This window comes from Promicromonospora noduliphila, assembly GCF_056951025.1.
Genome location: NZ_CM167806.1, coordinates 5,077,273 through 5,092,150 on the forward strand (window position 1 = coordinate 5,077,273; position 14,878 = coordinate 5,092,150).

General features: G+C 72.7%; 10 protein-coding genes. 4 read left to right on the top strand and 6 right to left on the bottom strand.

Annotated features, from left to right (window positions below; translation table 11 throughout):
* The first annotated feature begins 1 nt into the window (after window position 1).
* Window positions 2-985, top strand: a complete 984-nt coding sequence (locus tag AC0QU1_RS22135) for an acyltransferase family protein (protein WP_483572482.1) — start codon at window positions 2-4, stop codon at window positions 983-985.
* Here AC0QU1_RS22135 and AC0QU1_RS22140 read toward each other — a convergent pair.
* Both AC0QU1_RS22140 and AC0QU1_RS22145 read right to left on the bottom strand, forming a co-directional pair.
* The gene (locus AC0QU1_RS22140; protein ID WP_483572484.1) at window positions 964-2,433 is read right to left on the bottom strand and encodes a CHAP domain-containing protein; all 1,470 of its coding nucleotides are present in this window, start codon (window positions 2,431-2,433) and stop codon (window positions 964-966) included. The two genes, AC0QU1_RS22135 and AC0QU1_RS22140, sit on opposite strands and share 22 nt — an antisense overlap.
* A 195-nt stretch (window positions 2,434-2,628) precedes the next feature.
* A complete protein-coding gene (locus AC0QU1_RS22145; RefSeq protein WP_483572486.1) occupies window positions 2,629-4,731 on the bottom strand; it encodes an acyltransferase family protein in 2,103 nt (700 codons plus the stop codon).
* A gap of 186 nt (window positions 4,732-4,917) precedes the next feature.
* Between AC0QU1_RS22145 and AC0QU1_RS22150 the strand changes: the two genes are divergently transcribed.
* Window positions 4,918-6,426: a S8 family peptidase gene (locus tag AC0QU1_RS22150; protein WP_483572487.1), complete on the top strand. Its 1,509-nt coding sequence runs from the start codon at window positions 4,918-4,920 to the stop codon at window positions 6,424-6,426.
* 18 nt (window positions 6,427-6,444) lie between these two features.
* On the opposite strand, the gene AC0QU1_RS22155 is transcribed toward AC0QU1_RS22150, so the two are convergent.
* The 4 genes from AC0QU1_RS22155 to AC0QU1_RS22170 form a co-directional block, all read right to left on the bottom strand.
* Window positions 6,445-8,634, bottom strand: coding sequence for an acyltransferase family protein (locus AC0QU1_RS22155; RefSeq protein ID WP_483572489.1), 2,190 nt, complete (start codon window positions 8,632-8,634; stop codon window positions 6,445-6,447).
* Between the two features lie 251 nt (window positions 8,635-8,885).
* A complete protein-coding gene (gene cysN, locus AC0QU1_RS22160) occupies window positions 8,886-10,202 on the bottom strand; it encodes a sulfate adenylyltransferase subunit CysN (protein WP_483572491.1) in 1,317 nt (438 codons plus the stop codon).
* Complete coding sequence (cysD, locus tag AC0QU1_RS22165; RefSeq protein WP_483572492.1) at window positions 10,202-11,104, bottom strand: sulfate adenylyltransferase subunit CysD; 903 nt, start codon at window positions 11,102-11,104, stop codon at window positions 10,202-10,204. Before cysD ends, cysN begins: the two co-directional genes overlap by 1 nt.
* Window positions 11,101-11,979, bottom strand: a complete 879-nt coding sequence (locus AC0QU1_RS22170; protein WP_483572494.1) for a 3'(2'),5'-bisphosphate nucleotidase CysQ — start codon at window positions 11,977-11,979, stop codon at window positions 11,101-11,103. Before AC0QU1_RS22170 ends, cysD begins: the two co-directional genes overlap by 4 nt.
* Window positions 11,980-12,237: 258 nt before the next feature.
* Between AC0QU1_RS22170 and AC0QU1_RS22175 the strand changes: the two genes are divergently transcribed.
* Both AC0QU1_RS22175 and cysC read left to right on the top strand, forming a co-directional pair.
* On the top strand, window positions 12,238-13,509 hold the full coding sequence (locus AC0QU1_RS22175; RefSeq protein ID WP_483572496.1) for a sulfite exporter TauE/SafE family protein: 1,272 nt from the start codon (window positions 12,238-12,240) through the stop codon (window positions 13,507-13,509).
* Window positions 13,506-14,804, top strand: coding sequence for an adenylyl-sulfate kinase (gene cysC / locus AC0QU1_RS22180; RefSeq protein ID WP_483572497.1), 1,299 nt, complete (start codon window positions 13,506-13,508; stop codon window positions 14,802-14,804). Before AC0QU1_RS22175 ends, cysC begins: the two co-directional genes overlap by 4 nt.
* The last annotated feature ends 74 nt before the right edge of the window (window positions 14,805-14,878 follow it).

Here is a 14,878-nt window from a genome sequence, read left to right on the forward strand (position 1 = left end):
GATGACCAGCACGCGGCACGACCCCGGACCCGACCAGCTCAAGGGCATCCTCATGGTGCTCGTGATCTTCGGGCACACGTTCTGGCAGGGCATCGGCGAGTCGTGGACCAAGTGGATGATCTACGGCTTCCACATGCCGGTGTTCCTGTTCCTGTCCGGGTACCTGATCTCGATGGCCCGGTTCGGCACCCGGCCGTGGGGCGACCTGCTGCGCCACTACTGGAAGCGGATGATCGCCGCCTGGCTCGTGGTCAGCGTGCTGTGGCTGGCCGTGCGGGAGCCCGACGCGTTCGGCAGCGTGCGGTCGCTCCTCGAGGTGCTGTTCCTGCGCCCGTCGTTCCACCTCTGGTACGTGCCGATGCTGTTCCTGAGCGTGCTGGTGCTGCGCCTGCTCGGCGGCCCGCTGAACCGCTCGGTCGCGGCTCGGGCGGCGCTCGGCGTGGCCGCCGTCGTCGGCGCGCTGCTGTTCCAGACACCGCTCAAGGAGCTGGTTCCCCCGGTCGTCCTGGACAACGTCGACGCCAGGTACGCCGGGTACTTCGTGTGGGTGCTGCTCGGCGTCGCCGTGCGCAACGGCTGGTTCCCGCGGTTCGGCCTGTGGTGGGTCCTGCCCGTGGTCGCGGTCGGCCTGGCCCTGCGGAGCTGGGTCTTCACGTCCGACGGCGCGGGCCCCTGGTGGAGCGTCGCCGCGTTCACCGTGCTCTCGCTCGGGGCGTCCCTGTGCGTGCCCGCACTCCGCGACGGCCTGCGCACCACCCTGCCGGTCGTCGGCGAGGGGCTGCGCACGGTCGGCAGGCACTCGCTGTACGTGTACCTGCTGCACCCGTTCGTCACGGACGCGCTCCAGACGCCCGAGCTCGGCTGGGCGCGGTCGATGGCCCTCGGCGCCGCCGTCACCGTCGCGATCCTCGCGGCGAGCTGCCTCGTGGCCGGCGTGCTGGAGCGGCTGGGCTCGCGGTCTCGTCAGTACCGCGGGTACGCGTAGTAGAGCACCTGCGACTCGGGCACCCAGTGCTCGACGACGCCGCGCACACCCGACGGGAGCACGCCGCCCCCGGTGTTGCCGTCGACCACCTTGATCCGCGAGCGATCGACCTGCACCACGAACATCGTGTGCGACGCCTCGCCCGACGCGACGTACGAGACGAACGCCAGCGCCCCCACGCGCGGCGTCGAGCCCGTGGGCCGGGTGCGGCGGACGGCGTCGCGGTACGCGGTCCAGGTGGTCGACTGCGGCACGAGGGTCGCGTGCCCCGACGCCTTGAAGAACCAGGACTGGAACAGGCCGCACCACGGCGCGTTGGTGCGCGCCCAGACGTTGTACTTGCTGTGCCAGTCGTAGCGGGCGCCGTTGTCGCCGTCGTACCGCACCGCGTAGCCCACCTGGGAGCGTGCGGCGGCGACCACCTCGCCCCGGACGCCGGTCAGTCCGGTGACCGCCTCGTCGCCGTCGGCGTTGGTGTACAGGGTGCCGCCCGCGAACCGCTGCACGCAGCCGCCGCGGGCCAGGCCGCACAGCGGGTCCATGACGGGCGCGCCCAGGCGGCCCGTGGCACCGCCGAGGTGCCGGTACTCGCGCAGGACGCCGCCGTGCACCCACCACGTGCGCACGCGGCCCGACCGGTTCACCTTCACGAGGATCCCGTTCTGGTACGAGCGCGAGACGACGGACCGGGTCACCTGCCGGACGCCCGACGTCGGGCTGCCTAGCGCGACACCCAGCTGCCCGGCGCGGGACGTCATGGACCGGTCGGCCGTGGTGAGCCGCACGCCGACCCGGGGCGTCCACGACGCGCGTGCCGTCGCCGACCCCCGGTAGATGGCCCGGTACTCGTAGACGCCGCCGGCCCGGAGCCGCACGCCGTACCGTCCGGACCGGTTGGTGGTGTCCGTGCCCACGGTGCGCCAGCCCGCCGCGTTCGGCCGCTTCTTCTGCACGACGACGGTGCGGCCCGGTGCCGCGGAACCACCCACGGTCAGCCGGCCGAACACCCAGAACGTCTCGCCCTTGCGCAGCCGCCGCTCGGCCACACCGGCCGTGAGGTCGCTCGCCCGGGCCGCCGCAACGAGCGGAGCGGAGGCCGCGGCGAGAGGAGCGGACGCCCCGGTGAGCGGAGCGGACGCCCTGGTGAGCGGAGCGGACGCCGCGGCCTCGCTCACCGTGCCGGACTGCGCGATGGTGCCGGACTGCGCGATGGTGCCGGACTGCGCGATGGTGCCGGACTGCGCGATGGTGCCGGACTGCGCGATGGTGCCGGACTGCGCGATGGTGCCCGACGGCGCGATGGTGCCCGACGGCGCGCCGGTGGCCGGCACAGCCGGGAGCAGCAGCGCGACCGCCAGCAGCCCGCCGGCCCAGCGGCGCTCGTGCCGGGCACCGGCCCGCGCCCGGTCCACCTTGGAACCGGGCCGCCGCCGACGCACCGACCACATGTCTGGCAGCATATGTCCGCTCTGCCCGATCCGCAGAACGAGCGGGTCAGACCGCCACACTCGCCGAACCGCAACTTGTGCGTGGATAGAGCCGCCGAACCGCAAGACACACGTCGATCAGCGCCCATGAGGACACACAACCTTCGGTTCGACCGCCCGCCGCCGGCCCCCACGCCGATCATTCACGGACGACAGTCAGGGCAGCTCCGGCAGCACGTTCCGGAGCCGGTCGGTGAGCTGGTTCATGTAGGTGCGGGTCACGTGGTTCGGGTCGCGGTACACCAGCACGTTCCCGATCACCGCCGGGCAGGTCTCCTGGTCGCAGAAGTAGTCGGCGAACTCGGCGACCTTGGCCCGGGGCGCCGCCTCCAGCGCGGCCGGTACGGTGTCGCGGCCGCCCAGGGCGTCCGCGCGCGGCTGGTCGCAGACCGTGGGGTCGGCGTAGTTCTCGGTGACGCACTCGATGACGTCGTCCCGCGCGTGCGGCGTGTCCCGCAGCACGACCACCTGCGCGCCCCGGTCGGCGAGCTCGTTCCACACCTCGGCGAGGCCGGCCGCGCCAGGATGCTCCTCGGCGTCGCGCGGCGCGAGCGCGTACGACTCCTGGTAGGTGGTGACCACCACGTCGGGCGCGAGCTCGGCCAGCTCGGCGCGGGTCTGCACGTTGGCGGTGTTGCACGCGTCGATCTCCGGGCTGCTGCCGTTGCGCGAGTCCGCGCTGTACGGGCACGCGGAGTGCAGGTAGGTGACCACGCGCCAGCCGCGCTCCGTGGCGATCTCGGTGATCGGCTCGGTGAACATCGCGGCGTGCGAGTCGCCGACGACGGCGAGCGTCGCCGACGGGTTGTCGGTCACGCCGAACTCGCACATCGTCGTCACCGTGGCCCGCTGCGCCGCCTGGCACGCGTTGACCTCGGGGTTCTTGTCGTCGGCCGCCTTGATCGGGTTGGGCGAGATGGCCGTGCTCCCGTCGACGAACGGCGCGAAGTCCCGCTGGATCCCCTCCTGGATGGTCTCCTCCGCCTCGCCGGCGGCGGCCTGCGCGTTGTCGTCCCAGCGCTCGATGGTGCCCTGGACCCGCCACGGCAGCGCGAGCGTGAGCCCGGCCACCAGCGCCATCGCGACGAGGGCCGCCCACAGCATCCGCGCGTCGACCCGGAACCAGCGCGAGGTGCGGATGGGCTGCTCCACGAGCACGTAGCTCGCGATGGCCATCGCGAACGAGGCGATGAGGATGACGAAGACGTCGGTGAGCCGCGGCTCCCGGCCCGTGTAGACGCCGAAGAACACGATCACCGGGAAGTGCCAGAGGTAGAGCGAGTAGGAGATGTCGCCCACGCGCTGCACGCCCCACGACTCGGTGATGGTCCGCAGCGACCCTGGACCCGACGTGCGGCCCGCCAGGATCACGGCACACGCGCCGAGGGTCGGCGCGAGCGCGGCAACCCCGGGGAACGGCGTGCCGTCGTCGAGGAGGCACGCCGCCGCGACGATCGTGGCGACGCCGAACACGGCGAGCGTGTTGCGCAGCGGCGCGAACCGCTGCGTGTCCCGGATCAGCAGCGCCAGGATGCCGCCGGCGGCGAGCTCCCAGACCCGGGTCAGCGTCGAGTAGTACGCCACCGGGTCGCCGCTCAGCGACTGCTGGATGCCCCAGGCCAGCGAGGCGACGCCGACGGCGCCGAAGATCACCAGCAGGACGACCCGCAGCGTCGCGGGGTTCTTGACGACGACGCCGCGGCGCGCCCCGCCCCACAGCCCGATCGCCAGCAGCACGAGCAGCGGCCACACCAGGTAGAACTGCTCCTCCACGCCGAGCGACCAGAAGTGCTGGAAGGCTGTCGGGTTGTTGGTGGCCGCCTGGTAGTCGACCGCCTCGGCCGCGAGCGCCCAGTTCTCGACGTAGAGCACGGAGGCCAGCGCCTGCCGCCACCAGGACTCCACCAGGGACGGCGGGAGCAGGACGAGCGCGATCACGATGATGCCGACCGTGGTGACCAGTGAGGCGGGCAGGATGCGCCGGGCGCGGGCGGCCCAGAACTTCTTGAGGCTCACCCGCCCGGTGCTCGACGCCTCGCGCCACAGGTGGCCAGTGATGAGGAAGCCCGAGATCACGAAGAACACGTCGACGCCGATGTAGCCGCCCGGGAGGACGGCGGGATCGATGTGGTAGACGAGCACGAGGAGCACGGCGAGGGCACGCAGTGCCTGGACCTCGGGGCGGAACTTGCGGGGGCGGACCGGTTCCTCGGGTGCCCGGTCCGGAGTGGCGGCGGGTACGGTCGTCGTTGCCGTCATGGGCGTGTCGCGCTCTTCGTCTCGGGGGCAAGGACGGTCCACTGTCCCACAGCGGAGCCGTGGGGCGAAAACTTCTGGTTTCGCCTCGGTTTCACATGTGCGGGGGTGATGGCAATCTTCGACAGGACGCGTAGGTTGCCCTACGGGTCCCGCACGGGGACCCGTTGACCCACAGGAGAGTGAACCATGCGCATCTCCCCCTCCCGGCGAGCACTCGCCGTCGCCACGGCGACGACGCTCGCGCTGACCGCGCTCGGCACCGCCGCCGGGTACGCGGCCGACGAGCCGGAGTCCACCCCCGTCCCGATCGTCACCCCTGACGGCGCCCTGTTCTCGTACGTCGTGAACACGGAGCGCAGCGGCGTCCGCGACACGCTCCTCGCCGTCCGGGCGATCACGCGGGCCGACGGCGTCGTCGTGCAGGCGTGGCCGCAGATCGGCGTCGTCGTCGCGCACTCGGCCAACGGCTCGTTCCGCGACGACGTGGTCGCGGCCGACCGGGTCGGTGTCATCGACTCCGTCGGCGCCACCCGCACCGTCTCGCCCACCGAGGGCACGCCTGGCGCCCAGAGCGCCGACGGCGTCCGGGCGAGCGAGACGGTCGTGGGCAGGGCGACCAAGGAGACCCCTGGCGACGGGGCCGACGAGCCGGCGGACGGCACCGGCGTCACCGTGGTGCCCGACCCGGGGGAGGCGACGCAGTGGGACATGGCCATGATCAAGGCCGACCAGTCCCTCGCGGTCAATCCCGGCTCGTCCGACGTCGTCGTGGGCGTGCTCGACTCGGGGATCGACGCGTCGCACCCGGACCTGGCGAGCCAGGTCGCCGCCGACCAGTCGGTGAACTGCACCGACGCCGGCCGGCCGGACCTGTCGGCGACCGGCTGGCTGCCCACCACCTCCGACCACGGCACGCACGTGGCCGGCACGATCGCCGCCGCCGACAACGGCCTCGGCATCGTGGGCGTGGCCCCGGGCGTCCGGATGGCCTCGGTCAAGGTGGTGAACGACGACGGGTTCATCTACCCCGAGTACGCGGTCTGCGGCTTCGTCTGGGCGGGCATGCAGCACATGGACGTCACGAACAACTCGTACTACGTGGACCCGTTCATGTACTGGTGCGAGGACCAGCCCGACCAGTACGCCGCCAAGGAGGCCGTGCGCCGTGCCGTGAACTTCGCGACGAAGCGCGGCGTGGTGCACGCGGCGGCGGCGGGCAACGCCGCCACCGACCTGGCGAACAACACGACCGACGCGGCCAGCCCGAACGACTCGACGGCGGTGCAGCGCGTGATCAACTCGGGCTGCGAGGACATCCCCGCTGAGCTGGACGGCGTCGTGACGGTCTCGTCCATCACGTCCACCACGGCCCTGAGCTCGTTCTCCAACCGGGGCCTCGGCAAGATCGACGTCGCAGCCCCCGGCAGCGCCATCGTCTCGACCGAGCTCAACGGCACGTGGGACACCAAGAGCGGCACCTCGATGGCGTCCCCGCACGTCGCAGGCGTGCTGGCGCTCCTGAAGTCGACCCACCCGCGCTGGTCGCCCGCCCAGCTCGAGGCCGCCGTCCGCGCCCAGGCCGACGACCACGAGTGCGGCACGACGACGGCCGGCCCGGCCTGCGTGGGCGGGCTCGCGGAGAACAGCTTCTACGGCGACGGCATCACCGACGCCCTGGACGCGGTGACCCGCTAGCTCGAACCGGTACGCACCCTAGAACCGGGTGCGTACCGCCGGGGCCTCCATGGGGTCCACGAACAGCCACGGCGCCCTCGCCCGCAGCGCGTAGTGCAGCGGGCGGGCGAGGGTGGCCGCGTAGGTGGCGGTCATGTGGTTGTCGTCGCGGTAGATCAGCACGTTGCCGACCACGCCCTCGCAGAGCTGCACCCCGCAGATGAACCGGGTCAGGTCGAGGTGCACGGCCGAGGCCGGCACCCCCTCGCTGTCCTCGACCGGGTTGACGGGCGAGTACACGTCCGCCCGGGCCCGCGCACAGCCGGTGCCGTCGGGATGCTGCTCCACGCACGCGGGCACCTGGAACCCGAACCGGGGGTTGTCCCGCAGGGTCACCACCCGGATGCCTGCGCCGGCCAGCCGCCGCCAGGCGCGCGACTCCGCCGGGATCACGGTGTCGCCAGGGGCGGTCGTCGAGGTGCGGCTGCCGACCACCACCACGGCGTCCGGCCGCATCTGCTCCAGGGTCTCGAGCACGTTGACGCGCCACGACCAGCACATGTCGGTGGTGTTCACCGGGCCGACCGGGGCGGCGAGGCGGCAGCCGCGCCGGGCCATCAGCAGCACCCGCCAGCCCTCCTTGCGGCCCACCTCCGCCATCGCCGGCACCCACTGGATGATGTGCGAGTCGCCCACCATGACCACCGTCTGGCCCGCGTCCGGCGCGTCGGTGATGGTGCACGTCATGGGGACGTCGGTGCCCGGCGTCACGACGTTCTCCTGGATGCAGCCGTCGTCGTCGACGTCGGGCAGGTCGAGCGCCGCCACGGCGGGCGCCGGCTGGACCTCGACGTCGTCCGGCACGGGCTGCCGGTGGCTCGGGCTGAGGGCGAGCGCCCCCGGGTACTGGGACGGGCCCGCCTGCTCGGCCGCCGCCTCTGCGGCGGCGAGCAGCTCGGCGTCCCGCCGCTCCAGCACGATCAGCCCGGCCACGGTGCCGCCCGCGACGAGCGACACGCAGACGACGGCGGCCACCAGCGCGCGCACCCCGCCGAACGCCTCGCGGAACCGCTGCGCCGGGTCGGCAACGAGCTTGGTGGTGAGCCATGCCAGGAGCACCGAGGCGGTCATGATCACCGCCGCACCGAACAGGTCCACGTGGTCGGTGCCCGTGTAGTGCAGGTACGCGATGAGCAGCGGCCAGTGCCACAGGTACAGGGAGTAGGAGATGTCCGCGATGAAGCGCAGCGGCGCCACCTGCAGCAGGCCCCGCGGCCCCCAGCCGGCGCGCCCGCCGGAGCCCAGCAGCACGAGCAGCGCGCCCGACACCGGCCACAGGGCCCACTGACCGGGGAACAGGGCGCCGCCGTCGAGCAGGAAACCGCTGGAGACCACCAGGCCGAGGCCGGCCCAGCCCAGCACGGGCCGCAGGAAGCTGGGCAGCCGCAGCCAGGGCAGCGTCAGGGCGAGGAAGCCGCCGATGCCCAGCTCCCAGAACCGCGCCCAGGAGTGGAAGTACGCGACCGGCTGGTCCACGGCGTGCAGTTCCTGGGCGTAGACGAACGACGCCGCCGTGGTGGCGCCGACCACCACGATGAGCAGGCCGCGGGGGCTGATCCGCACCAGCCGCGCCGTCGCCACGACGACCAGCACCACCACCGGCCAGGCCAGGAAGAACTGGCCCTGCACGGACATGGACCAGAAGTGCTGCAGCGGGCTGGTCTGCGGGCCGGCCGCGCCGTAGGCGAGCTGGCCCGCGATCATCTCCCAGTTCACGTAGTACAGCGCCGAGGCGAGGATCTCCCGGCCGGTCTGTACCCAGATGCCCCGCGGCATGACCCACCAGGCGAGGGCGGCGGTCGCGACGAGCACGAGCAGGGCCGGCGGCACGAGCCGGGAGAACGTGCGCCCGTAGTGCTCGCCCAGGCGCAGCTCGCGGCGCTCGGCGCGGCGCAGCAGCGAACCGGTGGCCAGGAACCCGGACAGGACCAGGAAGACGTCGACGCCGCCGGACACCCGGCCGTTGCCGAACAGGTGGAACGCGACGACCAGGGCGAGCGCCAGCCCGCGCAGCCCGTGCAGCTCCGGGATGCGCCCGGAGGTCCGCGCGGCCGGGACCCGGCTCGTCGCGGGCGGCGCGACGGCACTCGGCACGGGCTGCCCGCCCGCCATGCTGCCCAGACCCACCGGCCCGCCGGACGGCGGCAGCGGGTTGGAGACTACGGTCACCTGGGGATCCTCCGGGTCGGTGCGCGGACCGTGGCCGCACAGCTCACGGGGCATCAGCCCTGACCGGGGACCACTTCTGCACGTCGGAGGGCCGCCGACCAAGGTCAGCGGCCCTCCCGGCGTTGCGGAGCGTATCAGGACTCCGTGACGCCGACCTGCACAGTCTGCACCCGCGGTGGGGACACCAGAGACCCCCGGCGCGATTTCACCGGGTGAAACTCCCGGCGGCTCAGAACCGGCTCAGCACCGGCTCAGTACTGAGGAGCCGCCGTCCCGCCGATCATGCCGGCGGCGACCGTCTTGTTCGTCGCCTCGTCCACCAGGATGAAGGCGCCGGTCTGGCGGTTGGCCTGGTAGGAGTCCACGAAGAGCGGCTGGGTCACGCGCAGCCTGATGCGCGCGATCTCGTTCAGCTTGATCTCCGTGGCCTCCTCGTCGCGGTGCAGGGTGTTCACGTCGACGCGGTAGTTGATGTGCTTCACCATCGCCCGCGCCCACCGGGTGGTGTGCTTGATGGCGTACTTCTTGCCCTGTACCAGGGACGCCGACTCGTCCATCCAGCAGATCTGGGCGTCGACGTCCTGCGTGACCGTCGGGGTGTTGTTCGGGCGGCAGATCATGTCACCGCGCGAGATGTCGATCTCGTCGGCCAGGCGCACCGTCACCGACATGGGCGGGTAGGCCTCCTCGACGGGGCCGTCGGCCGTGTCGATCGACTCGATCGTCGTCTCCAGGCCGGCCGGGAGGGCCAGTACCCGGTCGCCCGGCTTCATCACGCCGGACGCCACCGTGCCCGCGTAGCCGCGGTAGTCGCGCGCGTCGTTCTGCTGCGGCCGGATCACGTACTGCACCGGGAACCGCACGTCGACCAGGTTGCGGTCGGAGGCGACGTGCAGGCGCTCGAGGTGGCTGAGCAGCGGCGAGCCGTCGAACCACTGCATGTTCTCCGACCGGGTCACCACGTTGTCGCCCTTGAGAGCCGACACCGGGATGAAGGTCAGGTCCGGCACGCGCAGGCGGGAGGCGAACTCGGCGAACTCCACGCGGATCTTCTCGAAGACCTGCTCGTCGTAGCCCACCAGGTCCATCTTGTTCACGCAGACCACCACGTGCGGCACGCCGAGCAGCGTGGCAAGGAAGGTGTGCCGGCGCGACTGCTCGACGACGCCCTTGCGCGCGTCCACGAGGATGAGCGCCACGTCCGCCGTCGAGGCGCCCGTGACCATGTTCCGCGTGTACTGCGTGTGGCCCGGCGTGTCCGCGATGATGAACTTGCGCTTGGGCGTCGCGAAGTAGCGGTAGGCGACGTCGATGGTGATGCCCTGCTCGCGCTCGGCGCGCAGGCCGTCCGTCAGGAGCGACAGGTCGGCGTAGTCGTTGCCGCGGTCCTTGCTGACCTGCTCCACCGACTCGAGCTGGTCGGCGAAGATCGACTTGCTGTCGAACAGCAGGCGGCCGATCAGGGTCGACTTGCCGTCGTCGACCGAGCCGGCCGTGGCGAACCGCAGGAGGTCGCCGCTCACTACCTCGTTGTGCACCTCGGAGGCCTCGGGAAGAGTCGTGGTCATCAGAAGTAGCCTTCCTTCTTGCGGTCCTCCATGGCGGCCTCGCTCACCTTGTCGTCGCCGCGCGTGGCGCCGCGCTCGGTCAGCCGCACGGCCGCGACCTCCTCGACGACGTCGTGCAGCGTGGCGGCGGCGGACTCGACGCAGGCCGTGAGGTTCGCGTCGCCGACCGTGCGGTAGCGCGTGGACAGGACCTTGGGGGTCTCGCCGTCCTTGAGCGGGGTGAACTCGTTGACCTCGTAGAGCATGCCGCTGCGCTCCACGACCTCGCGCTCCTTGGCGAGGTAGAGGTCGGGCAGGTCGATGTTCTCGGCCTCGATGTAGGACCAGATGTCCAGCTCGGTCCAGTTGGACAGCGGGAACACGCGGATCGACTCGCCCTGGTGCACGCGGCCGTTGTACAGGTTCCAGATCTCCGGGCGCTGGTTCTTCGGGTCCCACTGGCCGAAGTCGTCACGGAAGGAGAACACGCGCTCCTTGGCGCGGGCCTTCTCCTCGTCGCGGCGGCCGCCGCCGAACAGCGCGTCGAAGCCGTGCTTCTCCGCGGCCTCCAGCAGCACCGGCGTCTGGATCCGGTTGCGCGAGCCGTTGGGCTCCTCCTGCACCAGGCCGCGGTCGATCGCCTCCGGGACGGACGCGACCACGAGCTGCACGCCCGTGTGGTCCACCCAGCGGTCCCGGCAGTCGAGCACGGTCTGGAAGTTCAGGCCGGTGTCGACGTGCATGATCGGGAACGGGATGCGCGCCGGCGCGAACGCCTTGACGGCGAGGTGCAGCATCACGATGGAGTCCTTGCCGCCGGAGAACAGCAGGCAAGGGCGCTGCATCTCGGCCACCACCTCGCGCATGATGTGGATGCTCTCGGCCTCCAGGCTGCGCAGCTGGCTCAGAACGTGACTCTTCACGACTGGGCACCTTCCTTGCTATCTGCCCCGACCACTGACGCGACACCGACGGTGTCGAGCAGCTCACGCAGGCGCGCGGCCAGTGCCGGGGGGCATACGAACAGGTCAGGGAGCCAGGGGCTCTCCCGGTTGTACTCGAGCTCGGATCCGTCGAGGCGGGTGCAGACGATGCCACGGGACCGTGCCACGGCGACGGGGGCCGCGGAATCCCACTCGTACTGCCCACCGCCGTGGACGTAAGCGTCCACTGTACCGTCGGCGACCGCCATCATCTTGACGCCCGCCGAGCCCATCGGCACGAGCTCCACGTCGTCGCGCTCCGCCAGGGCGGCCACGAACTCCGGCGGACGGCTCCGGCTCGCCGCGATCCGCAGCGGCCGGCTCCCGGCCAGGACGGCGGCACTGTCGTCGTCCGGCACGACGCCGTCCGCGGTGGTCAGGACCTGCCCGCGCGCCGGCAGGGCGACCGCCCCGGCCGTGAGCCCGGCGCCGCGCTCCCAGAGCGCCACGTGGACGGCGAAGTCGTCGCGCCACTGCCCGGCGGACCCGTCGGCGGGCCGCTCGGCGAACTCACGCGTGCCGTCCAGCGGGTCGATGATCCACACACGATCTGCACCGGTGCGGGACGCATCGTCCTTGGCCTCTTCCGACAGGACGGCGTCGGCGGGCCGGGCGGCGGCCAGCGCGGCGGCGAGCCAGGCCTGGGCCGCGGCGTCACCGGCGTCCTTGAGCTCCTTGGCGACGAAGGAGCCGCCGGCGGCGTCGACCTCGGCGCGGAGCGCGAGGAGCACCTCCGCCGCTCCCGAGGCGAGTGCGTGGGCGAGGGCGTCGTCGTCGAGCGACGCCTGAGGGAGCGTGGGGGACGGCGGGTTCATCGATCTCCAGGGTGGATGTCTTCTGAAGGTGATCCAGCCGTCTCTGCGCGACGCTCGACATGAGCCAGGTGCCGTGGATGGAGGTCCGGCGGACGCGCCGAGGCTACCATTCCGGCATGCGATCCAGCGCCAGCGGACCCGTAACCCTCCCTAACGACCCCAGGAGGTGTTAATGCCTACTATCCCGATGGGGTTGATCGGAATTGAAGGTTTACGGGGGCTTACCGCCGTCCGGGAGCTGCCCGCGGAGTGCGCGGCATGAGCATCGACCTCCCCCTGATCCTCGGCGGCCTGGCCGTCGGCTTCGTCGTCGGCCTGACCGGGATGGGCGGCGGCGCCCTCATGACGCCGATGCTGATCTTCGTGTTCCGCGTCGACCCGCTCGTCGCGGTCTCCAGCGACGTGGTCGCGAGCCTGTTCATGAAGCCCGCCGGCGCGATAGTGCACCTGCGGCGCCGGACCGTGCACCTCAAGCTCGTGCTGTGGCTGTGCGTCGGCTCGGTACCCGCCGCGTTCTCCGGCGCGCTGCTGATCAAGGCGCTGCCGTTCGGCGACTCGCTCGACAGCGCGCTCCAGCTGGTGCTCGGCGTCGCGCTGCTCATCGCGTCCGGCGGCCTGGTGGTCCGCGCCGTCCTCCAGATGGTCCGGAGCCGCTCGGCGCTCGGCGAGGGACCGGCCAGCCCGTCGGCACCGCGCGAGCTCGTGGTGCGGCCCGTGGCCACCGCGATCCTCGGGGCGGTGGCGGGGCTCCTGGTCGGCATGACGTCGGTGGGCGCCGGCTCGGTCGTCATCGTCGTGCTCCTGCTGCTCTACCCGGCGCTCAAGGCGTCCCAGCTCGTGGGCACCGACCTGGTCCAGGCCGTCCCGCTCGTCGCGGCGGCGTCGCTGGGGCACATCCTGTACGGCGACTTCTCGCTGGGCCTGACGACGTCCCTGCTCATCGGCGCCATCCCCGGGGCGTGGCTCGGCGCGCACGTGTCCTCGCGCGCGCCGGGCGGCATCATCCGGCGGGCCCTGGCGATCCTGCTGCTCGCGTCCGCGCTCAAGCTGCTCGGGGCGAGCCTTCCCGTGGTGCTCGGCGCAGCGGGGGCCGCGCTGGTGGTCGGCAACCTGGTGTGGTTCTGGGTCAAGCGCCGGTTCGCCGCGGGCGCGCCGGCCGTAGCAGACTCGACTCCGGAGAACGCCCTGGACCGGACGGCTGGTCCGGGGCGCGACTCCGTGGACCACGGCTTCACGGACCGCGGCTCCGTGGATCACGACTCCGTGGACCACGGCGCGGCGGACCACGGCGCGGCGGACCACGGCGCGGCGGACCATGACTTCGCGGACCATGACTTCGCCGACCGCGGCTCCGCGGACCACGACTTCGCCGACTATGGCTCCGCGGACCACGATAGGGCGGACCGCCCGGCAGGCGGCCCGGCGGCCGGGTCCGCCGCCGACACCGCGGACAGCCTGGCCACCGAACCGGCCGCCGACACCGCGGACGACCCAGCAGACGACCCAGCAGAAACGAGCCCTCGCAGATGACCGACTCCCCCGCCCGCGTCCTGTCCGACGACGAGCTGGACCTCCTCGAGCTGGCCCTCGGCGGCGCGCTCCCACCGTCGGCCCTCGTGGCGGCCCTGCCGGACGTCCCGGCTCCCCCGGGCCCGGGCGGCAGCGGGGACGCCGCGGGGTGGGGTGTCGTCCTGACCGACGCCGAGAACACCCCGCTGGCCCGCCTCACGGCCCAGCCCGGCGAGCCCGCGGCCCTGGAGCCGCTCAAGCCGCTCGCCGCGGCGGTCGGCCCGCAGTGGGACGCCGCCGTCCGCCGTCCGGCCCGCGAGATACGGGCGGGCGTCGAGGGTCAGGGGGACGACGCCGGGACCGCCCTCGGCCTGCTCGTCACCGAGGTCCCGACCCGCGAGGAGGCCGACGCCGCCGTCGCGCTCGCTTCCGCTGCCGGAGCCGTGCTGCTGCTCGTGCCGGTCGCGCGCCGCGCCCCGGAACCCGGCGTCGTCGGCGCACCGGGACTCGTCCGGGCGGCCCTGGGGCTGGCCGCCGGCCTGACGGAGCGCACCGACGCGCGGGTGACCACCGTCGTCGTGCCGTGGTCCGGGCTCGGCGGGACCACACTGGAGGAGGCCGCTGCCGCCTACGGCGCCGCCCGCGTCGAGACGCTCGCCGCGCACCGCTCCCACGCCACCGCGCAGCGCGTCGCCGCCCTGTCCCGCGTGCGGGACGAGGCCGTGCGGGCGCTGTACCCGCCCGCGTCGGCCGCCGAGGTGACCCGCGCCGCGAGCGGCGCCCACCGCAGGGGCGCGGTCGTGTTCTTCACGGGCCTGTCGGGCTCGGGCAAGTCGACGGTCGCGCGCGCCCTGGCCGCCGAGCTGGACGACGACGGCCTCGGCACCACCCTGCTCGACGGCGACGAGGTGCGGCACCACCTGTCCAAGGGCCTCGGGTTCGACCGCGAGTCGCGCGAGACCAACGTGGAGCGCATCGGGTACGTGGCGGCGCTCGTGGCCAAGCACGGCGGCATCGCCGTGGCCGCGCCGATCGCGCCGTTCGCGGCCGGGCGGGCGAAGGTGCGGGCCCTGGCGGAGGCGGCAGGGGCGCACTTCGTCCTTGTGCACGTCAGCACGCCGCTCGAGGTGTGCGAGGCGCGCGACCGCAAGGGCTTCTACGCCAGGGCGCGGGCGGGCGAGATCGCCGACTTCACGGGCATCTCCTCGCCGTACGAGGAGCCGACCGACGCCGAGCTGGTCATCGACACGACCGACGTCCCGGTCCCCGACGCCGTCGAGACGGTCCGCCGCCACCTGGCAACCCTCCTGGGCTGAACACCCCGCGGCGCCGCGCCCGAGCCGCACTCGGGTGTACCCGCACCGAGACCGGGTGTACCCGCGCAGAGTCC